General features: G+C 69.7%; 16 protein-coding genes and 2 pseudogenes. 10 read left to right on the top strand and 8 right to left on the bottom strand.

Annotation, left to right across the window (positions count from 1 at the left end):
* The 8 genes and pseudogenes from L3078_RS44485 to L3078_RS44450 form a co-directional block, all read left to right on the top strand.
* Nucleotides 1–1324, top strand: a 1324-nt coding sequence (locus L3078_RS44485; protein ID WP_239760144.1) for a hypothetical protein, incomplete at its 5' end; no start/stop codon positions are given.
* Nucleotides 1325–1663: 339 nt separating this feature from the next.
* Nucleotides 1664–1853: pseudogene (locus L3078_RS44480) on the top strand (NUDIX domain-containing protein); the annotation flags it as partial.
* 69 nt (nucleotides 1854–1922) lie between these two features.
* Nucleotides 1923–2738 (top strand): helix-turn-helix domain-containing protein, encoded by an 816-nt coding sequence (locus L3078_RS44475; RefSeq protein WP_239760741.1) that lies wholly within the window; start codon nucleotides 1923–1925, stop codon nucleotides 2736–2738.
* Nucleotides 2735–3175 (top strand): hypothetical protein, encoded by a 441-nt coding sequence (locus tag L3078_RS44470; RefSeq protein WP_239760143.1) that lies wholly within the window; start codon nucleotides 2735–2737, stop codon nucleotides 3173–3175. Before L3078_RS44475 ends, L3078_RS44470 begins: the two co-directional genes overlap by 4 nt.
* 127 nt (nucleotides 3176–3302) lie before the next feature.
* Nucleotides 3303–4493, top strand: coding sequence for a restriction endonuclease-related protein (locus L3078_RS44465; protein ID WP_239760740.1), 1191 nt, complete (start codon nucleotides 3303–3305; stop codon nucleotides 4491–4493).
* A complete protein-coding gene (locus L3078_RS44460) occupies nucleotides 4484–7687 on the top strand; it encodes a hypothetical protein (RefSeq protein ID WP_239760142.1) in 3204 nt (1067 codons plus the stop codon). The genes L3078_RS44465 and L3078_RS44460 overlap by 10 nt, the downstream gene beginning before the upstream one ends.
* 136 nt (nucleotides 7688–7823) lie before the next feature.
* Entirely contained in the window at nucleotides 7824–8396 is a 573-nt protein-coding gene (locus L3078_RS44455; protein ID WP_239760773.1) for a pPIWI_RE module domain-containing protein, read from the top strand.
* Nucleotides 8291–9727: a pPIWI_RE module domain-containing protein gene (locus tag L3078_RS44450; RefSeq protein ID WP_239760738.1), complete on the top strand. Its 1437-nt coding sequence runs from the start codon at nucleotides 8291–8293 to the stop codon at nucleotides 9725–9727. Before L3078_RS44455 ends, L3078_RS44450 begins: the two co-directional genes overlap by 106 nt.
* Here L3078_RS44450 and L3078_RS44445 read toward each other — a convergent pair.
* Nucleotides 9724–10644: an IS3 family transposase gene (locus L3078_RS44445; protein WP_239748969.1), complete on the bottom strand. Its 921-nt coding sequence runs from the start codon at nucleotides 10642–10644 to the stop codon at nucleotides 9724–9726. The genes L3078_RS44450 and L3078_RS44445 overlap by 4 nt on opposite strands.
* Nucleotides 10641–10949: a transposase gene (locus L3078_RS44440; protein ID WP_053756971.1), complete on the bottom strand. Its 309-nt coding sequence runs from the start codon at nucleotides 10947–10949 to the stop codon at nucleotides 10641–10643. Before L3078_RS44440 ends, L3078_RS44445 begins: the two co-directional genes overlap by 4 nt.
* Before the next feature lie 32 nt (nucleotides 10950–10981).
* Here L3078_RS44440 and L3078_RS44435 point away from each other — a divergent pair, with 32 nt between their 5' ends.
* Nucleotides 10982–11959, top strand: coding sequence for an RNAseH domain-containing protein (locus L3078_RS44435; RefSeq protein WP_338059579.1), 978 nt, complete (start codon nucleotides 10982–10984; stop codon nucleotides 11957–11959).
* A 124-nt stretch (nucleotides 11960–12083) separates the two neighbouring features.
* Here the strand turns inward: L3078_RS44435 and L3078_RS44430 are convergent, their stop codons facing one another.
* Nucleotides 12084–12902 (bottom strand): IS5 family transposase, encoded by an 819-nt coding sequence (locus L3078_RS44430; protein WP_239749960.1) that lies wholly within the window; start codon nucleotides 12900–12902, stop codon nucleotides 12084–12086.
* A gap of 82 nt (nucleotides 12903–12984) precedes the next feature.
* Nucleotides 12985–13802, bottom strand: a protein-coding gene (locus L3078_RS44425) for an IS5 family transposase (RefSeq protein ID WP_239760141.1) whose coding sequence is annotated in 2 segments (ribosomal slippage) — nucleotides 12985–13451 and nucleotides 13451–13802 — 819 coding nt in all. Because the reading frame shifts where the segments join, the coding sequence is not laid out codon by codon here.
* A 189-nt stretch (nucleotides 13803–13991) separates the two neighbouring features.
* Between L3078_RS44425 and L3078_RS44420 the strand changes: the two are divergent.
* Nucleotides 13992–14725, top strand: a pseudogene (locus tag L3078_RS44420) (IS5 family transposase).
* Between the two features lie 27 nt (nucleotides 14726–14752).
* Here the strand turns inward: L3078_RS44420 and L3078_RS44415 are convergent.
* The 4 genes from L3078_RS44415 to L3078_RS44400 all read right to left on the bottom strand — a co-directional run bounded on the left by L3078_RS44415 (nucleotide 14753) and on the right by L3078_RS44400 (nucleotide 21516).
* On the bottom strand, nucleotides 14753–16390 hold the full coding sequence (locus L3078_RS44415; protein WP_239760140.1) for a helicase associated domain-containing protein: 1638 nt from the start codon (nucleotides 16388–16390) through the stop codon (nucleotides 14753–14755).
* 65 nt (nucleotides 16391–16455) lie between these two features.
* Nucleotides 16456–17004 carry a DEAD/DEAH box helicase family protein gene (locus L3078_RS44410; RefSeq protein ID WP_239760139.1) on the bottom strand — a complete coding sequence of 183 codons (549 nt, stop codon included), beginning with the start codon at nucleotides 17002–17004 and terminating at the stop codon, nucleotides 16456–16458.
* A 127-nt stretch (nucleotides 17005–17131) separates the two neighbouring features.
* Nucleotides 17132–18166 (bottom strand): hypothetical protein, encoded by a 1035-nt coding sequence (locus L3078_RS44405; protein WP_239760138.1) that lies wholly within the window; start codon nucleotides 18164–18166, stop codon nucleotides 17132–17134.
* Nucleotides 18163–21516, bottom strand: coding sequence for an AAA family ATPase (locus tag L3078_RS44400; protein ID WP_239760137.1), 3354 nt, complete (start codon nucleotides 21514–21516; stop codon nucleotides 18163–18165). Before L3078_RS44400 ends, L3078_RS44405 begins: the two co-directional genes overlap by 4 nt.
* Nucleotides 21517–21529: the final 13 nt, after the last annotated feature.

Genomic DNA, 21529 nt, shown 5'->3' with positions numbered 1-21529 from the left:
GCTGGAGCAGGAGCATTACCAGCAGGCCGAACAGCTGGTGCGGGAGGCCGCCGGGCGTGGCCATCCCACGGCCCAGCTCCACCTGGCCCGCGCGCTGGTACTGGACGGAAAGGCCGAGGATGCGGAGCGCTGGTATGCCGAGGTCGCCCAGTGCAGCGATCCGGACATCCTGCGCGCCTACGCCGACGACCTGCGTGAGCGCGGGGACCTGGATGGTGCCCGGGCAGCATTGCGGGCGGCGGGTGACCGCCGCGCGATGGGCGAACTGGCCGCACTGGCGGAGGGAACGGTCGAGGTGGAGCAGGCGGCCCGGGAGGCCTTCGCTGCGGGCGAAGCCACCCCGCTGAAGACCCTCGCCGAACAGGCCGAGGCCGAAGGGCGTGCCGCTGACGCGGCGAGGCTGTACGGGGATGCAATCGAGGTCTTCGAACGCCGACGCCGCCAGCGGGAGGAGGGCATGGATTTCATCAACTTCGAAGCAGGCCCTCGCTCCCTGCTCGATTACGTCAACCCGGCGGTGCTGCCCATGCCGCCCGGGGAGACCTGGGCGCTGCGCCAGCTGGTGGCTCTGCTGGACGCCACGCAGGGCGCGGCGGCGGGCGACGACGCGCTCGGGGAGGTTACCCGGGCCGGGAATGCCTGGGCGCTGGAGCGGCTGCTGCGGCGGCTGCGTGAGCGCAATCAGGAGCAGGAGGCACAGGCCCTGCTGGACCGGGAGGTGGGGCAGGGCACCCCATGGGCGCTGTGGGTGCAGGCCTACCGCGCGGTGCACGACGAGCAGGTGACGGACGACGTCCGCCGCACGCTGCTGGAGCGTGCGGCGCAGGCACGTGTGGGCCAGGCGGTGAAGATGCTGATGGAGCGGGCCGAACAGGCTGGTCGGGCCGGTGAAGCCGACCAGTGGGCGCTGCACGCCGCCGCCCGCGGCTACACCACGCCGCTGTGGGAGCTGGTGCGCAGCCGCGAGGAGGGCGGGCAGTGGGAGGAGGCCGAGCAGCTCGCCTGGAGGGCACCGGCCGGCCAGCGGTCCTGGGCCTTGCGTCGTCTGGCGCGGGAACGGACCGGGGAGCACGCCACGGCTTTGCTGCGACACGCCTGTGACGAGGCCCTGGCATGGGCGCCGGGGCTGCTCGCTGAACGCCTCGAGGCAGCGGGCGAGTTCGCGCAGGCCGAGCAGCTCGCACGCACGGCCGCCGACGCCGGGGACCGGCAGGCGCTGGAAGAACTCGCCGTGCAGCGCAAGGACGACGACCCCGACCGGCAGTGGCTGGCGCTGCTGGCGAACGGGCTGACAGCCGAGGGGACTCCCGCCGCCCCGTGGTGACCGTTCTCGCGACATCGGAAACGGCGAGCCCATGGCGGCGAAGACGTCAGTGCCCGCCTCGCAGAGCCCGGCAGCCAGGGCTTAGCCGAAAGCCGGCCAGGACCGCGGCGGAACTGGGACGGCAGCCAGCACGCAAAGAGTGCGCCGCCCGCCGCCGGAAGGTGAACCCCGCAGCCTGCGCGTCGGGATAGCCGTCGCGCGTGGCCTTCAGCTCGCAGATGGGGTGCTGTGCATGCTGTCCTGGTGTGCTGGTGTGCTGGTGTGCTGGTGTGCTGGTGTGCTGCAGTGGTGCATGGTCTGAGTCGGCCCCACCATCCGACCGATGAAGGGACACAAGCCGTGGCTCAGCGGACTACAGACGACCAGCCCTAAGCCCTGCCCCCCCGCCCTCGCATCCATGACCCTGCTGGTCGCCGCCGTCATCGTCCACGACAAAGCCACGGGTCGCGTCGTGATCCTTCAGCGCAGCCAGAACGCCAAGTTCGCCCAGGGCATGTGGGACCTTCCTGTCGGCAAGAGCGAACCTGGCCACTCGGACGGGCGGTTGCTGCGCCTGCGCGACTCCCATTATAGACTTCAGGAAGTCTATAATGGCGCCATGCCTCGACGGATCGAACCGTTCGCTGCGGGTTCGCTCGTACTGTTGAGAAGGAAGGCTGGCATGACGCAAGCTCAGCTGGGCGCGGTGATCGGGGTGTCGGCCCGGCAGATCGCTTCGTACGAACAGGGTGCTCACGCCCCTTCACCGCGTCGGCTGCGCCTGATGGCCCAGGCGCTGAGGACCTCTGCGCACGAGCTGGCGGGGGTTCCTGCAGGTGAGGAGTCGCTGGCCGACCTGCGGCGGTTTGCGGGACTGGACCGGGTGGATGTGGTTGCCCTGCTGGACGCGGCGCTGCCCGACGAACTGGGCAGGGTGACGGAGTGGAAGCTGCAGGCGATGGAGAACGGCCGTGCGGTGACGGCCTGGTTGTCGCAGGAGGCGCTGCAGGAGATCATCCCGGCTCTGGCGAAGATCTACCGTGTGCCGGTGCGGACGGTACGCCGCAGTTGGTTCAGGTCGTTTCCGGAGCAGGGGTACCTGCTGCGGGCACCGCGGACGGCAGACCGTGAGCAGGGACAGCGGCGTGCCGGCTCCCGCACATGGGAAGAGCTCACGCGACGTCAGCGCGCCTATCTGGTCGCGTGCTTCCGGGAGGATCAGCAGGCTGAGAAGCGAGCCGCGGGGAGCCGGGCAGCAGGGCATGCCCCGGGACGGGCGGCGCAGTGGCGTCGGATCCCCTTCACGGTGAGGGCCGATCCGGCGTTCACCGGCTACACCCGCATCCAGGAGCGGCTGCGGGCGGAGGGCTGGCACGATGCTCGGCTGCTGGCGCGACGCTGCACGCGCTGGCGCGGCGAGATCTGCTGCGGGTGAGCGAGGACGAGGTGGAGGTGTTTCCGCTCGGGTTCGTGCCACGCGTCGTGGTCGAGATGACCCGTGCGGGGCGAGCCTGCGTGCGGGCAGGCCTGAAAGAACGCCCCGCCGGCCACGCCCCGGGGGATCTGCTGTCGCAGTGGCTGTGGACTGTTCTGGTCAAAGTGGCCGAGGCAGGCGAGGCAGGGCTGGCGGAGGACGCCCTGTGGGGGCGGGCCAAGTTCTATCTCGGTACCGGCTACCGTCCCGGCGGCGCACTGAGCCGCGGATTCATCGACTGCCTGCCCGACGAAGGCGACGGGCACCAGGAGCGGGTGTATCGGTGGGTGGTCACCGCAGCCGGCTGGGATCACATCCGTCACCATGCGGCGGATTACCGGGAGTTGTACCCGGGGATTGCCGCCGATACGGCCGTGGAGCGTGTTTCGGAAAACTGAATTCGAACCATTGTGCGAATTCATGTGCGGGGGCGGCCGATTGTCAGTGCCGCCCTTTATGGTGCGTGCCGTGGATTTAGCGAACTCTCCGGCGGAGGCCGGGCTTTCCGATGCGGCCGTGCGTCACATGGTGATGGCGGCGGCCGCGATGGCCGCCAAGGCGCTCACCGACACCGAACAGCCTGCCGAGGGACGGCTGGGCACGCTGCTGGACGCCTACGGGCGCGTCCAGGCGGCCCGGGGCCCGGCAGCACCCTTGCTCTTCAGCCGGTTCCGCAGACTGCTGCAGGGAGACCTGGCCCGGCTGCTGCCTGCTTCCGTGCCGGCGGAGGAGATGGACGGAGTCCGCCTGATCGACCCGGACAGCGACTTCGACGAGGACTTCTTCGACCTGGAGATCGAGCAGCGGGTGGTCCTGCGCGCGCTGGCGAAGACCACGCACGGCGGGCGGCCGGCCAGCACCCGGAACCTGGAGGCCGAGATGGACCAGGACCGGGTCTTCACCGCGCTGCGCAAGCGCATGGACCAGGACGCCTACGTGCACGGGCGCTCCAGCCTGATCCGCATGCCAGCGGGCTCCGATGCGCAGCTGCGGCGGCTGAATCTGCCCAGCAGCGTCGCGGAGTTCTATCGGCCCGTCTCCTTCGATGCGACGTGGGACCGGTGGTGGTTCGCCTGCCCGGTCTGCCACTGGCCGATGAAGGTCACTGTGCACGGCACCCGGGCCGGGACCAGGACGGGCAGTGTGCGCTGCTTCCATCGCCCGCATGCGGCCTGGGGAGCCGCGTACTCCTTCAGGCTCCCGGATGCCGGGCGGGCTCCCCTGCTGCATCCGCTGTCCCGGCCGGCTGCGCTGTCGGGTGCGCAGGCGGTGCTGTTCCCGGATCTGACCGGGCAGGTACCCGAGCCGGTGCCCGTGGAGGGGCACAAGGCGCTGGCTCGGGGGGTGTGGCGCTGGACGACCGTGCCCGGCCTCGTCGAGGTCGCCCTCTTCGACGCACTCAGCGAACGGGGCCTGTCGGTGGCGTTGTGGCCGGAGCTGGATGCCTACGACCTGCAGGTCGCCGCCGGGCAGGGTGCGGGGCGGACGGAGTTCCGCATCGACGTCAAGGACTACACCTCCGCCCTGTTGCTGGCGAAGAAGATCCAGGCGGACGGCGGGGACCGGGGCGGCGCCGAGTGGCTGGTGGTGCCCGACTACCGCGAATCCAGCCTGGACCTGGTGGGGACCGTGGCGGGCGAGTTCGGGCTGAAGACCGCGACGGCGAGCGGCATCGGTGAACTGATCTGCAAGAAGGCGGGGGCGGCATGGCAGTGACCAAGGCCAGGCGCCTGTCCAAGACGGCCGGGGCGGTCGGGGCCGCGCTAGCCCTGGCAGCCCACTACTTCCCGCGCCAAGAGGAGGCAGGCGGCAGGGCCATCGCTTCGTTCCGGGACGCGGCGTTCCTGCTCAGCGGCCAGCTCGACAAGTGGGCGCGGTGGCGGGACCTGCCGCACGACGAGAAGCAGCGCATCGGCGCGGTGGTGGCGCTCGCTCCGCAGGAACTGGCCTCTGCCACCGTGTTCGCCGCCCGCGCGCGGGAGTTGCTGGACTTCGCGCACGGCGAGCCGGCCGCGTTGCCCTTCAGGTCCGCGGATCCCGCCGTGGGGCGGGCCGAGGCGGCTGTTCCGCTGGTGGGCGGGGGTTTACTGGAGTATGTCGACCGGATTCGTCAGCGGCTGCGCCGCGATCACCCCCGCAGCCGCCCGGACGAGCCGGCCGGGCCGGGCATCTGGCTGCCGCGCACGCAGTACGCGGCCGGCTCCGGGCTCATCCAGGGGCGCACCGTCATCCCTGTCTTCGCCGACGGCGGCGAAGAGGAGGCGGCGGCCCGGGCGGAGCTGCCCGAGGTGCGCACGGTGCCCTACCAGGAGGAGATTGCCCTGCCGGCCGGGGAGCTGCTCGAGCTGGCCCGTCTGATCGACGGGCGCTACCCGGCCGCGGACCGGTACGTGCACGCGGTCCTGGAGAACCTTTTTGCGCAGTTGCAGACCACGGATGCGGTACCTGCGCAGGAGCTGATCCGGCTGGGGGCGGGGCCGATGGGCATCCTCAACGCGCCCACCGGGACCGGCAAGAGTGTCCTGGTGCGCGTGGCCGCCTCCTGGTATGCAGTCAACGGCCTGACGGTCACCCTCGTGCTGCCGACGGTCGAGGCCACGCTGTCCGCGGCCTGGGACATCAGCCAGGATCTTGAGCAGCTGGGCCGTACGGAGACCTGCACGCCGCTGATGTCACCCTCGCGGTTGCACGAGCGGGCGATGAAGGCCGCCGCCCGCATCGAGGGCAGTCTGCTGGAGCAGTCGGACAAGACCCTGTGGAAGCTGGACCAGCTTTCCTACGGCTGCGCGCTCAGCCATCACACCCAGTCCAGCCATCCGTACCCGCCCGGCCAGGAGCCGTGCCGCGGGCTGTCCCCACTGCCGCCGGCGACCGACCGGGCCGCGTGCCCGTGGACGGCCACCTGCGGCAAGTATGCCCAGCACCGGCAGGCGTGCACCGCCTCGGTGGTGGTGACCAATCACCACAACTTCATGACCGGTCGCTTTCCGCTGGGCATCCGGCTGGACGGGCGGGCCGTCGCCGATGTGTCGGTGGCAGAGTTCGTGCTGCGCCGTTCGCACACCGTCATGATCGATGAGGTCGACCAGTTCCAGTCGACCGCCCTGGACTTGTGCTCCAGCGAGCTCGTCCTGGATTCGCGGCGCCAGCCGACCGTGCCCTTGCGGGAGTTGGACGAGGACAAGGCGAAACTTCCGCCCGACGCGGTCAAGGCCTTGTGCCCGACCATCAGCCACGCCCGCTATCTGTCGGAATTCCTGCTGGCCAGCGTCTGCGAAGACCTGCTGCACCTGCGCCACTACGAAGGCCACGGGCCCTCCCGTGAGCGGCCCGGCGTCAACAGCACCGGCTGGCACCTGGCCGGCAGCCGGGACCGGCGTCTGATCACGTTGCTCTTTCCCGACGAGGGCATCACCAGCGAGCAGGAGATCCCCGACCACCTCTTCGACCAGCTCAAAGCCCTGCGCCCGGCTCCGCCCACATCCGACGACACCGACGAGGCGGCCGGGGATGCCAGCCTGCCGCCACATCTGGAAGCGGTGCGGCGGCTGCTGGGCGACCTGCTGGCGCCCCGCGGGGAGGACCTGCTGGCCTCCGTCCAGCTGGAACTGAATGAAGTGCTGCTTGACGTCGTCAAGGATCCGCACGACCGCGGCGAGGCCGTCGAGCTGCTGATCGTGCGGATGTGGCTGGCCGAGCTCGATGACACCCTTGGCCTGCTGCGCAACAAGACCGGTCAGCTGCGCTCGCTGGGGATGCGCTCGGCCCGCATACTCGCCCAGCGTCTGGAGACCGGGGTGGCCGCCCACATCCTGCCCTACGGCATGCTCGGCAAGGCGATCACCGGCTACCGGGTCACCGGCCTGGACAATCCCCACAAGAACGCTGAGCTGACCGCGCAGAGCATCAGCGGCGACCCCCACACCTACACCGCTCAGCTGGGCAGCATCGTCTCCCTCGCCCTGGCCGGTGTGGAACGGCCGGTGCTGGGCCTGTCGGCCACCGCCTACTTCCCTCAGGCCGTGCGGGAGCACGTCCACGCGGACGTGAAGTGGTGGATGACCGATGCCGCGCCCGACAGCATCCGCGCCAAGCGCCGCATGATCACCGACTCGGTCACCCAGCGGGCCATCCAGATCTCCGGCATCCCCCAGCAGCACAAACGCGAAGCGCTGATCAAACTCGGTGACCGTCTCTACGACACGGTGATCCACGACGAGCTCGCCCGCATCGCGCGCACCGACCCCGACCGCGCGCACGCGGCGGTGGTCGTCAACTCCTACGAGCACTGCCGCCATCTCGCGCTCGGCATCCACTCCGCGGGCCAGTACACCGGCGGCCTGTGTGTCGCCGTGCCTAGCCGACCGGCACTGGCGGGCCAAGCTGCCGCCTCTGCCACCCGGCATCACAGAGCTGACCCCGGACGAATTCGAGGACTTCCCCCGCCGGGGGAAGATCCTTGTCGTGCCGATGGCGCGGATCGCCCGCGGCCTGAACATCGTCATCGGCACCAAGTCGGCCATCACGCCGGTCTATCTGTGCACCCGGCCGCTGGCCCTGCTGACCGATCCGGCGGAGATGTACGCCAGTGTCAACGCCGCCGGGATCGGCTCCCTGCCCTCCATGCCCACCGCCGAGCCGGTAGGGGATCTCAGGGAGGCCAGGGCCGCTGCCTGGGCCCGCATGGGCATGATCATGCGGTCCGCGCCCGGGTTCATCAGCACCGCCCACGTCCTGCAGGAAGAGATCGTCGCCGGCATGGTCGTCGACATGATCCAGCTCGCCGGGCGCGCCCGCCGCGGCGGCACCGACATGACGCTCCACCTCGTCGACTACGCCTTCCACGAGGACTCCTGGCAGTCCGACCTCGCCGGCATCCTGCGCCGCATGCACCAGCGCTGGCCGGCTGATGTGCGCCGGCAGATGAACGCCATCTACCGCGAAGCCCTCGCCGCGTTCCTCGCCTACGCCGGCATCGAACCGGACGACACCTGACCCCGCCCCGCCCAGCCGCATTCACTTCAGAAAGGAAGGCCTTCTCCGCTCATGCCTGCACCCACCACCCGCGCCTGCCTGGACGTGCTCGCCTACCGCTGCACCCCCACGCTGCTGGACGGGGCCACCGTCCACCTGCGCCAGTTCCCCACCAGCGTCACCTCCCTGTGGACCCTGCTGGACCGCCAGTACAAGGACATCGTCAAACGGGAGGAGGCACAGGCCCCGCACTCCGTGCTCACCGGCGCCCTGCGCTGCTTAACCGGCGGCTACGTCTTCTTCGACCCCAAACAGGGGCTGCTGGCCACCCGCCGCCCGCTCGACGACGACACCCTGCGCGACGCGTTCACCCTCCTGCACAGTCTCGTCCTGGGCCACCACCCCGACGACATCGACCTCAACCGGCCCACCCCGCTGGCCGAACGCGTCGCCGAAACCATGCCGCAGGAACGGCTGCTGGCCGACTACCTCATCACCCCGGACGGCCCGCAGACGCCGGACTCCTCCACCGCCGTGCGCTGCAGCCGGACGCGGCCAACTGGGTCTACAGCACCGTCGCCTGGGACCTGGCCCACCGCCTCGCCCAGCGCACCTGGAGGGTGGACGGCCAGGACATCGCCCTGAGACCGGACAGCAGCGGCGGCCTGATCGCCTGGCAGCAGCCCTGGTCCAACAAGGCCGGAACCGCGCACGCGCTGGCCCGGGTGCGGCTGGCTCTGAAGACCCTGCCCAATGTCGCCGACCCGATCCTCGTGGTCTCCTCCCAGGCCACCCGCATCAGCCGCACAATGGCCTACGCGCGCACCGTGCTGGCCGAACAGGCTGAGACCGCCCTGCCGATCGTCGAGGTCGAAATGGCTGGACGCGGCCGCGTCCGCCGCATCCACCGCATGTCCCTGCAGACCCTGGCCCGCCTCGGCATGGACCACTCCGTCCTGCACAACATCCAGCAGCGTGTCGAGGCCGAGCAGAACGCCGATGCCCGGGGCGACAACGAATCCCAGGATGAAGCCGAGGCCGGAACAGTGGGACTCGGCCCCATCCGCCCCGTCCAGGGCAAGACCTTCTCCTTCCCCGTCGGCCGCGGTGTCGGCATGCACCACCTGCGCGAACTCGACCGCCACATCGGACAGATCCTCGCCCCTACCCCCCTGACCGTCGTCCAGGACTCCCGCGCCCGCGGCTTCAAGCAGCTGCCCCAGGCCGAACTGTCCGTGCAGCCGGGCGACATCATCCGCTCTCTAGACGCCATGAATTACCAGCACCTGAGGCTGGTGTGCCTGTGGTACCGGGACGAGATGCGCCAGCGCATGATCCATGGCCTCGCCAGCGTCTTCGGCCTCGACCCGCAGACCATCGATCCCGCCGAGGGCATTCCCGTGCCCCTGGACGCAGGCCGCGTCAGCGCCGTCTTCCACTGCGTCCCCGACTTCCTCGTCCACGGCCCCACGGCCGGACAGGAAACCGCCGTCGCACACATCCCCTCGCTCAAGAAGGAGCCGGCCACCCTCGTCGGTGTCTGGGCGGAGACCGAATTCGACGCCGCAGCCGAGGAAGAGGACGCCATGCCGCCGGCCGACCGTGCGGGCACGGCGTCCGGGCCCGGCCCGGACGAGGACGCCAAGCACCAGGCACGGCGCACCCTGGCGCGACTCGGGTTCGTCTCCCAGTTCACCGCCGACCGCAAGGAAGCCAAGCGCAAGAAGCCGAACGGGAAACAGACCGACCACCAGGTGATCCTGTCGCTGCTGGATCTGTGCCGCAGCCTGGGCATCATCGACCGCCGCATCGACCAGGTCATGGTCGATGCCATCGGCCCCCACGCGGCCGACCAGGTCGCGCACTGCGGAATCCACGTGCGCCGCCAAAGCCGCCAGGGCAAGGACCGCACCGCCAAGATCTGCGTGACTGCCAGCGTCCTGAGGTTCCCCCGCTGCGCGGGAGTGGCTGACTAGCAGGTCAGGGCGGGTTGACGTGGTTTCAGGTTCACTTGTTCGGCCGCTGCCTGGTCGGCGTAGTGCTTCTCCTCGAACTCGATGGGGCTGAGGTAGCCGAGGCGCTTCTGGATGCGGCGGGGGTTATAGAAGCCGTCGATGTACTCGAAGAGCGCGAGGTTCGCCTCGGCTCTGGTGTCGAAGGTCCGTCCGCGGATGCACTCGGTCTTGATCAGCATCCACAGGTTCTCCGCCAGGGCATTGTCGAAGGAGTCGCCGACCGAGCCCATGGACGCTTGAACACCTGCTCTGACCAGGCGGGTTGTGAGCTTGATAGACGTGTATTGCGTGCCGTGATCGGCATGGTGGACGAGTTCGCCAGGGGCGACCTCGCGGCTGGCCAGTGCGTACTCGAGCGAGGTGAGGACCAGGTCGGCGTCCGCGCGGGCGGAGGTCTCCCAGGCCACGACTCTGCGGGAGAAGGCGTCGCGGATCGCCGACAGCCACAGTGGCCCCTCCAGGGTGGGAATCATGGTCAGGTCGGTGACCCACAACCGGTTCGGCGCGAGTGCGGTGAAGTCGCGTTGCACCAGGTCAGGGGCGAGGTCGGCGTCTGGGTCGCGGCGGGTGAAGCCCTTGCTCCTGCGGGGGCTGATCCCGGCCAGGCCGGCCTGGCGCATGAGCCGCTCGACCCGCTTGCGGCCGACGTGGACGCCCTCGCGCTTCAGGACGGCATGGATCCTGGGCGATCCGTAGATCCCGCCGGAGTCCTGGTGGATCCGTCGGATCTGCCCGGTCAGCTCGGTGTCCTGGCGGATCCGTTCGCAGGGGTCCTTCTCAGCCTGGCGCCAGCGGTAGTAGGTGGAGGAGGGGATGTGCAGTTCCCGCAGTACGGGCTCGACCCCCAGGTGCGGGTGCTCGTCTAGGAGTGCGGTCACCTGGGCCGGGTCGGGTCGAGCTGCGCGGCGAAAAAAGCCGAGGCCGTCCGCAGGACCTCGTTCGCCCGGCGCAGGTCCCGCACCTCGCGCCGCAGCTGGACGAGCTCGTTCTTCTCTTCGGTGGTGAGCAGGTCATCCCGCTCGCCGGCGTCGGCCTCGGCCTGCCGGATCCAGTTCCGCAGGGCTTCGTGATGCACGCCGAGCTCCTCAGCCATGCGGCGGATCACCGGCTTCGGCTCGGCGGTCCGATACATCCGCACCGCACGCTCACGCAACTCCAGCGGGTACTTCCTCGGGGCAGGCATCGTCTGGGCTCCTCTCATGAGACCCATCTGACCTGCTGTCACCTTTCCCCGCATCTCGGGGGAACCTCATCCTGAAGCCCCCCACCACTCCCGGCGGAGCCTGGACCCTGCACGGCTGGAGCTACACCCACCGCCGCTGGGAGCTCTACCACCAGGCGCAGGCCGCCTTCCACGCGAACGCCTACCCCGTCGGCAAGATGACCGACTTCGACGACGACAACCGCGGCCTCAAGACGGTGGCCCAGCACATCGACCAGGCTCTGGCCGACCTCTGCGACTACCTCGGCGGCATCCCCTACACCGTCACCGTCGACGGCGTGGCCACCCGCCGCCTGTGGCTGGGCCTGCACAACCGCCGACAGGGCCAGCCGCCCACACGCAACAGCACCTGGCTGCCCGCCAGTACCCTTCCCGCCCGTGAACGCCCGCTGGCCGTGGTGCGCATCAACAAGGACATGGACGAGCTGCCGCGTCCGATCAGGGTGAGCCACCGCAGTGTCGACGGCACCGTGGCCCGCACCAACAAGGTCACCAACCTGCTATACCAGGTCACGCCCGACTTCGGCTCCCCCACCTGGCTGCTGGCCACCGTCCCGCCCCAGTTCGACGGCGCCGGAGCCGGCCGCCTCGGCGAAGCCATCACCCGCTGGAGCGCCAGCCACGGCTCCAGCGACGCCGAGAACCGGCGCAAGAACGAAGTCCGCCCCAACTGGTACAGCATGACCGCCACCGAGATCTACCCCATCATCACCACCCCCGCCAGCAGCATGAACCAGAACACTGCCCCGGTTGAACCCCAGTCCCTCGCGCTGGCCGCAGCCCGCCTCTGCCACCAGCCCCTCGCCTGGGCCAACCGCACCCGCTACCCCGTCCCCCTCCACGCCGCACAACAAATGGACCTCGACCACCCCCAGTACCGGCGCAGCGCGTTGGCCGACGACCAGGACACCGAGGCCGTCGGCGACAGCGTCGTGGCTGGCAACAGCAATCCCGCCGACAAGCAACTCTGAAGCATCCGCAGCACGGCGCCCGGGCCAGCGGCTTGTGCTACCGCTGGCCCGGGCGCCTACCGGGCAGTGAGGAAGCAACATGGGCCACTACGCCCGTACGCCCCAGTCCGGCTTAGGAGTGCTTTCAGAAAGCCGGGTGCTTGCGGGCGAGGGTCATGCAGTGGGCGAGCTGAAGGAAGGCGTCGTGCATGTCGTCTCTGGTTTCCCAGCGGGTCCGTAGGCGGCGGGGTCCGTGGAGCCAGGCGATGGCGGACTCGGCGACCCACCGGACTTTGCCAAGGCCCGAGCCGTGTGGCCGGCCGCGCCGGGCGATCTTCGGTGTGATGCCGCGCTCGCGCAGACGGCGGCGGTAGATGTCGTAGTCATAGCCGCGGTCGGCATACAGCGTGCGGGGGCTGCGCCGGGGCCGGCCCCGCTTGCCCCGTACCGGCCCAAGGCTGTCGACCAGCGGCAGAAGCTGGGTGACATCGTGACGGTGACCACCGGTCAGCGACACCCGCAGCGGAGTGCCGCGGGCATCGGTCAGCACGTGATGCTTCGAGCCCGGCCGTGCGCGGTCAACCGGGCTCGGACCGACTTTTGGGCTGCTTCGCCCCCGCTTGGCCTGCACATGCGAGGCATCGACAGTGGCGCGGGAGAAGTCCAGACGGTCCGCCGCCCGTAACCGGTCCAGAAGCACCCGCTGGAGCTCCTCCCACACCCCCGCCTCCTGCCACTCGGCCAGCCGACGCCAGCAGGTGGGACCCGATCCGAACCCCAGCTCCTGCGGCAGAAACTCCCACTGGACACCTGTGTAGAGGACGAAGAGCACACCCTGCAGCGTCCTGCGGTCATCGATCCGCTTGCGCCCCGGATACCGGAAGCGCCGCTCATGCTTCGGCAACAGCGGCTCGATCACCGCCCACAACTCGTCACTGACCTCCCACGGCTTCCGCCGCGCCATGGTCACACCCCACAAAAGACGGGATCACATACCTCTCCACCGTGCCACAACACGATCTTTCTGCAAGGACCCCTTACTGGCCCTAACAAAGCCTTTGGACGTGGCGGTGGGTGATCAGGCAGATGGCGAGTCCGAGGAACGCTTCGTGGATGTCGTCGCGTCGTTCCCAGCGGATCCGCAGGCGGCGGAAGCCGTGCAGCCAGGAGATCGTCCGCTCGACGACCCAGCGGAAGGTGCCCAGGCCGGTGCCGTGGGGCTGGCCTCGTTCGGCGATCACCGGTCGGATGCCGCGTTGCCGCAGCAGCCGCCGGTACTTGTCGTGGTCGTAGCCGCGGTCTGCGAAGAGCATGTCGGGCCGTCTGCGCGGCCGACCAACGGCTCCCGCAACGGCCGGGATCTTGTCCAACAGCGGCAGCAGTTGGGTGACGTCGTTGCGGTTTCCGCCGGTCAGCGACACCGCGAGCGGGATGCCCTGGCCGTCGGTGATGATGTGGTGTTTGCTGCCCGGGCGTGCGCGGTCGACCGGGCTGGGTCCGCTTTTGGGCCCCGTCGTGCGGCCCGGACGTGGGAGGAGTCGATCACCGCCCGGGACCAGTCCAGCTTGTTCTTCGACCGAAGCTTGTTCAGCAGCAGTTGGTGCAGCTGGTCCCAGACGCCGGCCTCGTTCCAGGCCGACAGGCGGCGCCAGCAGGTCATGCCCGAGCCGAAGCCCAGCTCCTGGGGCAGGTACTCCCACTGGATGCCAGTGTGCAGCACGAACAGGATGCCGCACAGGTCCTGCCGGTCGGGTACTCGTGGCCGTCCCTCGACCTGCTTGGGCGGTGGTTCGGGCAGCAACGGCTCGATGAGCGACCACAGTTCATCCGACACGATCCACGGCCGCGACTGACGCTTCCCCATGTCCTCATCAACGAGCGATCAAGCGGACAGTCACATGATCAACCCTCTTTTGTTAGATCCAGTTAGAGGTCCTAACAGAAGTTGTTGATCAAGTAACCATCGGCTTGTCTGCTCGTTGGTTGGGTCGTGGGGCAACGTCAGTCGCGGCCGTGGATCGTGTCGGACGAACTGTGGTAGCTCGTCGAGCCGTTGCTGCCCGAGCCGGGGACGAAGCTGGTGGCGGGCCGGCCGCGGGTGCCGGACCGGCAGGCGTTGTGCGGGATCCTGTTCGTGCTCCAGACAGGCATCCAGTGGGAGTACCTGCCGCAGGAGCTGGGCTTCGGCTCGGGCATGACCTGCTGGCGGCGCCCGGCGGCCTGGAACGAGGCCGGTGTGTGGGAGAAGCTGCACCTGGGGCTGCTGAAGAAGCTGCGGTCGGCGAAGCAGCTGGACTGGTCGCGGGCGGTGATCGATTCCTCCCACGTGCGGGCGGCCCGGCGGGGCCCAAAAGCGGTCGCAGCCCGGTCGACCGTGCACGGCCGGGCAGCAAGCACCACGTCCTCACCAACGGCCGGGGCATCCCGCTCGCGGTGTCGCTGACCGGCGGCAACCGCAACAACGTCACCCAGCTCCTGCCCCTGCTTGACAAGGTTCCCGCGGTCGCCGGCGTCGTCGGCAGGTCACGGCGACAGCCGGACATGCTCTTCGCGGACCGCGGCTACGACCACGACAAGTACCGGCGGCTGCTGCGGCAACGCGGCATCCGGCCCGTGATCGCAGAACGCGGCCAGCCGCACGGCTCCGGCCTGGGCATCTTCCGCTGGGTCGTCGAGCGCACCATCTCCTGGCTGCACGGCTTCCGCCGCCTGCGCATCCGCTGGGAACGACGCGACGACATTCACGAGGCCTTCCTCGGCCTCGCTACCTGCCTCATCACCCACTGACACGTCCAACGGCTTTGTTAGGACCTCTTACAGGCCGAGCTCGGCCAGGGCGGCAAGGCGCTGCGGACTGAGGCTGGTGCGGCGGCGCCGAAGGTTACTCAGCCACTGCCCCAGACGCACATAGCCGCCTTCGATCTCTTCGATGTGCCTCTGGGGGACGTTGAGATGGCCCTCCCTCTCTCGGAAAGCACGCGCGGCGGTCAACCCGCGCTGGAAAGCGCGCTCACGTGCTGACAGCGGGCTGTCCTCTTCGCAAGAGACGGGCGCATCTGGCAGGTCGAGCCCCAGATCCCTGAGGAGGCGGCGCTGCTCGGGGTGAAGGTCGCTGACTCGCGCGCGCTGGGCCTCGAGCCACTCCCTGGCTTGTGATGTGTCCTTCTGCGTCTGCTGGCGGGCAGCAGAGTGATAGGCGCGTTGCCAGGTAATCGGCCAGGGCGGGTTCCACCACCGGTCCAGGGCGGTGAGGGCGGCGACGCGTTCGGCAGTGAGGGTCTCGGCGCGGGTGCGCTGGGTTGCCAGCCATCGGCCGAGGGGGAAGCCGTCCTGGGTCTCGTCGACGGGGACGGCGAGGTGGCCGTGGCGGGTGACGTAGACGGCGGCGTGAGCGAGTCCGCGGTCGAAGGCCTGCTGACGGGGGTCCCAGATGATGCCGAGGCGTTCCAGGGCGCTGGCGCGGGCCGCGTCGAGGGCGCCGGTGGCATGGAGGTGGCGTTGCCAGGTCAGCCAGCGGCCCAGTGGATAGCCGGTGGGGTCTTCGTAGGTCTGGGGGACGTCGAGGTGGTGGTGGGTGCGGTGGTAACGGCGGGCGGCTTTCAGGCCGCGGCGCCACTCAGCGCTCTTGGGAGCCAGGACCCGCAGGGAGAGGGCGAGGGCGACGTCTTCGGCCTGGGTGGGGCGGTCGAAGTGCAGCCAGGCCTCGGGGTCGTGCGGGGGCATTGTGGGGCGGTGGGTGCGCGGGTCGGCCAGGCGTGCTTCGAGGCGGTCGTCGTGGGCACGCAGGGCCTGGACGGTGTGCCATAGCGGGGTGTAGGCGTCGGCGCCGAGGAGGTCGTCCGGATCTTCGCCAGGGGTGAGGTAGACGGGGACGACGAGGGTGGCCTTCTTGCCTGCGCCGGGGTCCTGGCGCAGCGCGCGGCCGACGGCCTGGACGGTTTCGACGGGGCTGCTTTTTGGGTCAGCGAAGACGACGGCGTCGATGGAGGGCACATCGATACCCTCCCCCAGCACGCGGGCGTTGGAGAGCACGGCCGGGCTGTGCGGGTCGCTGTGGGAGGCGAACTCGAGCAGCAGGCGACGGCGGACCTGGGGGGTGTGGCTTCCGCTGATCCAGTCCGCCCACAGTCCTTGGGGGCGCAGGTTGTCCGGGAGGGTGGCGGCGGTGTCGTGCAGGGTGGTGGCGAAGGCTCGGGCGTCGGCGACGCGGTGGTGGAAGGTCAGGACGCGGCGCAGTTGGTGGTCGTGGATGGCGCGCAGGGCGGCGACCTGGCGGCCGGCCAGGCGTAGTCCGTCAACGCCGGCGCCGGGTCCGGTGGCGAGCCAGTCGCGCAGGTTTTCGTCGGTGACGACGGGGACGAGGATCTGGTAGTCGGCGAGCAGGCCGAGGTCGATGGCGTCGGAGAGGGTAAGGCGGTAGGCGACCGGGCCGAAGAGGGCTTCGTCGTCCATGGAGGCCACCGCCTCGGTGTCCCCGTCCCGGTCGGCGTCGGCGTCCCAGATACGGGGGGTGGCGGTCAGGTACAGGCGGCGGGCGGCGGGGACCTGGTCGTCGTAGTGGACGGCGGCCCAGGCCTTGCCCAGGCGGCCGGCATGGTGCGGTGGGCCTCGTCGACGACGATCAGGTCCCAGGGGGGAAGGCGGTGATCACGGTGGGCGGTGATCACGGTGGGCAGGGAGGCGTAGGTGGCGTAGGCGGTGACCGGGCCTGGCCGGGGTGTGACGGTGAGGGCGGCCAGGTCTGCGGGGTCGGTGGTTATGGGGACGTCGGCGCTGAGCGGCTCATGCTCCAGGGCCTGACGGGCCGAACACACCGCAATCGTGGCGCCCTTGCGCCCGGCCGCACGCCAGGAGCGGATCGTCTGCGACAGCAGGTCCAGCGTCGGCAGCAGCACGAGCACCCTGCCCTGCGCGGCAGTGCGGGCAGCGGTGCGGGCAGCGATCAGCGTCTTTCCGGTACCGCAGGCCGCGACCACACTTGCCCGCGGGTTTTCACGCAGGATGTGGGCGGCCGCGGTGACGGCCTCCTTCTGGTGCGGCCGCAGCTCGATGTCGGAAAGGGCCATGGGGTTACCGCTCCGGTGAGGGCTGGCGGGTGAGTGAGGGGCTGAGGACGGTAGCCCGCCCCTCGGGTGCAGGTTATTCGGCTGCTTCGGTCAGGTGGGCGAGGGTGGAGCCGTGAGTCTGAGCGGTTCAGCTCGCCGATGCCACGCGTAGGGCGCGGCCGAGTAGGACGGGGTTGCCCAGGTGGCGGCGTAGTTCTCTCTCCAGTCCGGCGACCGGCACCAGGTTCTGCGGGGCACGGGTGTCTTTGTACTCGATGCTGGCGTACCGCGGCAGGAGGGCTTGTGAGAGGTTGGCCAGCTCGATCGCCGCGGCCGCAGGGATGTCGGCGGCGCATTCCAGCCGTACTACTCCGGCCCAGGGGGCGCCGGGGGTGCACGGCAGTCGCAAGTACCAGGCGTGGCGGTCCCAGGAGGTGCCCATCAAGAACACCGGGCTGCGTTCGCCGGGGGCCAGGGTGGCGATCGTGGCGTGCAGGTCGGGCGGCAGATAGGCGGTGCGGTGGGATTTGATGAATCCCAGGGCGCGCGGCAGGTGGGTGCGGCCGCGCAGCGGTCCGTCCACGACGAGGAGGTCGGAGCCTTCGGGGACGCCGTGGCCGGTCAGGGCGGTGCGGGCATGGGTGGCGACGAGAACCTCGAGATCGGTGAGTTGGCGTTGCAGCGCCGTCGAGAGCAGCACTGCGAGGTTTTGGTCTTGGTCGTCGGGGGTGATGGTGGCCTTGTAGGTTCCGGCAGTGGTGGGCACGTCGACGGCGTTGGTGGCGGTGGTGAACAGGCCGCGCCGGTAGTCGATGGTCAGCAGATGTGCGCCGCGGTCGGGGCAGCAGCACACGGTGCCTGCCGCGTAGGAGGCGCACAGTGCCATCCGGGCGTCCCGGGCTGCGTTGTCGGAGCCTGTGGCCGGTTCGGTGGAGGGGGGCTGTTCGATCCAGATGCGGGCTTCGACGCGGCGGACGCCGTCGACGAACAGGACGGCGCCTGGGGCGGATACCTGGGAGGGCGAGATGGGCTTCCAGTCTGCCGGGGCGAGTTCGATATGGGGGGTGACCTTGGCGGTGGAGTCGGCGATGCCGTCCTCGGCGTTCTCGACGCTGGAGCCGTAGGTGGGGTCCCAGCCATCGACGTGGAACCGCATGCGGGAGGCCTGTGCTGTGGTGGTCATGTGCCCTGCCGGGTGACGGTGGAGGTGCGGGTGTCGCGCTGGACGTGGAACTGGACCGGGATCTGTTCGGCGAGCGCGGTGACGTGGGTGATCACTCCGACCATTCGTTCTCCCTGGGCGAGGTTTTGCAGGGTGTCGGCGACGGTCTGGAGCGAATCAGCATCGAGGGTGCCGAACCCTTCGTCGAGGAAGATGGAATCCAGTTTCGTGGCGCCGCCCAGGCCGGCCAGTTGGTCGGAGAGGGCCAGGGCGAGGGCCAGGCTGGCCTGGAATGTTTCGCCACCGGACAGGGTGCGCACCGAGCGCGCGGAGTCGGCGTCGAAGTGGTCGATGACGTAGAACTCGCCCTTTTGGTGGCTGAGGTCGAAGCGGTCGCCCGACAGTTGGCGCAGTGACTGCGAGGCGCCGGCGACCAAAGTGTCGAGGGCTGAGGTGGCGAGCCACTGGGGGAACTTGTTGGACCGCATCAGCCGGGCCAGTTCGGCGGCTACCTGTTGTCGGGTGCGGGCGTCGTCGATCTTGTCCTGTATCGCGTCGGCGTCGGCGCGGCTGCGTTGGATCGTTTTGACCTGGCCCCGGGCGCGTTCGGCTGCGACCGCGACCACGCGCGGGGCCTGTGCGGCGCGTCCCGGGCTGTCGCCGAGGTCCTGCGGGTCCAGGTCGTTGCCGCGTAGGAGGGTCTCCAGGCTGCCCAGGAGTTGGTCGGCTTCGTTGTGGGCGGTCTGGGTGTCGGTGTCTGCGCGTGCGATGGCGGTCTGCCGGTCGCTGATCTGGCGGCTGGCCCAGCCGGTCAGGGTGGACCAGGCGGCGGCGAGGTCGTCGGTGTCGAGGCTTGGTGGACTCAGCGCCGCCACGGTATCCCGGCTGGCTGCCAGCACGGAGCGGGCCTTCGCGGTGTGCTCTCGCCACTTGTCCTGTTCGGCCGCTGCTGCCTTGGTTGTTGTGCGTGTGTGGTTGGCCTGCGTGGTGGCTGTCTCCACGGCCGCCTCGAGACGGGCGCATTCCTCGAAGAGGGCCGGGAGTTCGGCTTCCGGTGGCGCCTGGGCCAAGAGCGTCTCGAGTGTGCTCAGGCGGTCGGTCAGGTTCGTCTTCGCGAGGCTGGCGGTTGCGGCGTTCTCGACGGCTGCGGTGTGGGCAGCCTGGGCGTCGGCCTGTGCACGGTCGGCGGTCTCCAGCGCGCTGGTCGCGTCCGAGTGGGCCTTTTCGGCGTCGGCCGTTTCGGCGTCGGCGGCTGCGAGGTCGCGTTCTGTGGTGGTGGTCTGGGTGCGGGCCCAGGCCTCCAGGTCGGTCCAGGCCGAGGTCAGGTCGTCGGTGTCGAGGGTCGGCGGGTCAAAAGCGGTCAGTGTGCCCAGCGTCGAGTGCAGAGTGTTGCGGGCCCGGTCGAGTTCCCGCTGCAGCGCGGCGACAGCCGACGTGGCGGAGCCGTGGGCAGTTTCGGCTTTCTGTACCGCGTCGCGGGCCTGCTGCTCGTCAGTGGTCAACTGGTCACGGGATTCGATGAGTTCGTCGAGGTGGGCGCGGTCGGCGTCGCAGTCACGGCCGGTGCCGGCGGGGCGGTCGGGCAGCAGTGTGCCCAGCCTCTTGTCGAGCAGGGTGCGCTGTGTGGTGAGTTTGTCCACTTCCCGCTGCTGGTCGGTAACCGCCTTCTTGGCGTCCTCGTATTGGTCCAGCAGAGCACGGTGTTCTTCTGCGGCGGCGGCATGTGCCGCCTCGGCTGCCTGGACAGCGGGGTCGGACAGCGGCGGCGGGAGGGTGGTGACGTTCTGCTCGCAGACCGGGCAGGTGTGGCCTACCTGAAGCTGAGGGCGCAGCTGTGCGGCACCGGCGAGGACGCGGGCTTCATCGACCGTGGACGTGGCCGCGTTCAGGCGCGCTTGGGCGCCTGCCACCGCCTCTTCAGCCCGGCTGGCCCTCTCGGCGCAGTCGTCCAGTGCGCCGGTGGCATGCGTGAGCAAACTGATGACATCGAGGAGCTCATCGAGTGCCTGGTGCGCTTCCGTCAGCCGGCTGCCGTCGCCGGCGGCGGTCAGCGCACGGGAGGCCTGTTCGTGCCGGTCGCGGGCCGCGGTGAGCGCCTCAGCGGCGGCTTCGACCTCGTGAGAACGGGCTGCTGCACGGCTGGTCAGGTCGGTGACGCCGTCGGGGATACGAACGGCAGCCAGCAGCTGGTGGCGGCCCCGCAGTTTCTCCTGCGCCTGCCGGGCCTGGGCGCGGCGCTCCCGGGTCTCCTCGGCGCTGCGGCGGGCCTTGTCAACGCTCTGCGCCGATGCTTTCAGCCGGTCTTTGGACTGCGCCAACTCCTCTTGGGCGCGCTGGGCGTCGGCGATGACGCCGTCGCGGCGGCCCGTCAGGGCTGCCTTCTCGGTGTACCGGTCGCGGGTGAGGGTCAGGTCGGTGCGCTGAGGGCCCAACTGAGCCTCTTGGGTGACGTCGGAGAGGGTCTGAGCGGCCGCGTCGGCGGCCTCACGGGCCTGCTGGGCGGCCGTCTGTGCCCGGGTGGCCTGACGTTGCAGCTCTTCGATGCCGTCGGGGGTGCGGATGGAGGCCAGCAGATCGGTCTCGCTGCGCAGCGTGTCGGCTCGGGCGTCGGCCTCGTGTGCGCGGGTGCGTGCCTCGGTGACACGGGGCACGAGTTGGTCGACGGTGACGGCCAGCTGTTCAAGCGTCTCGACACGCGCCTGTGCGGCGGCCTCGGCTTCGGGGGTGGCGTCGGCGTGCCGGCTCAGCTGGTCGTTGAGGATTTCGACCTCCTTGGCTGCTTGGTCTGCCTGGGCGCCGGCACGTTTGCCGATGCCTTCGTATTGGGAGGCGCCGAGGAGTTTGAGCAGGATCTGCTGGCGGTTGCTGGCGTTGGCGGACAGGAACCGGGCGAAGTCACCCTGGGGCAGGACGACGCACTGGCAGAAGTCGTCGAAGGACAGGCCGAGCAGATCCTCGATGGCGGTGTTGAGTTCCTTGATCTCCCCGGCCAGTACCTCCGGCTGCGGTCCGCCTGGCTCGACAGCGACTGCGGTGGGGTCAGTGAACTGCACCAGGCTGACGGCCTTCTGCTGGATCTGCTGGCCCATGCGGCGGACCTCGCGGGCGACCTGGTAGCGCTGTGATCCGATGTCGAAGGTGAGCGAGACCGTGCAGCGGTTGCTCGTGGGGGCGAGTGCGTAGGAGATGGCGTTGCTGCGTCCCCACCGGTAGGCCGAGCCGTACAGGGCGAACGTCAGCGCGTCGAGGATGGTGGACTTGCCTGAACCGGTGGGGCCGACGAGGGCGAAGTAGTCGGTGTCGGTGAAATCGACCACGGTGGGAGCGCGGAAGCCGGCGAAGCCGTTGAGCTCAAGACGAACGGGACGCATCTGAGAGTTCCTT

The organism is Streptomyces deccanensis, from assembly GCF_022385335.1.
GTDB lineage: Bacteria > Actinomycetota > Actinomycetes > Streptomycetales > Streptomycetaceae > Streptomyces > Streptomyces deccanensis.
The sequence above is the reverse complement of the archived record's forward strand: the minus strand, read 5'-3'. Positions and strand labels throughout refer to the sequence as shown.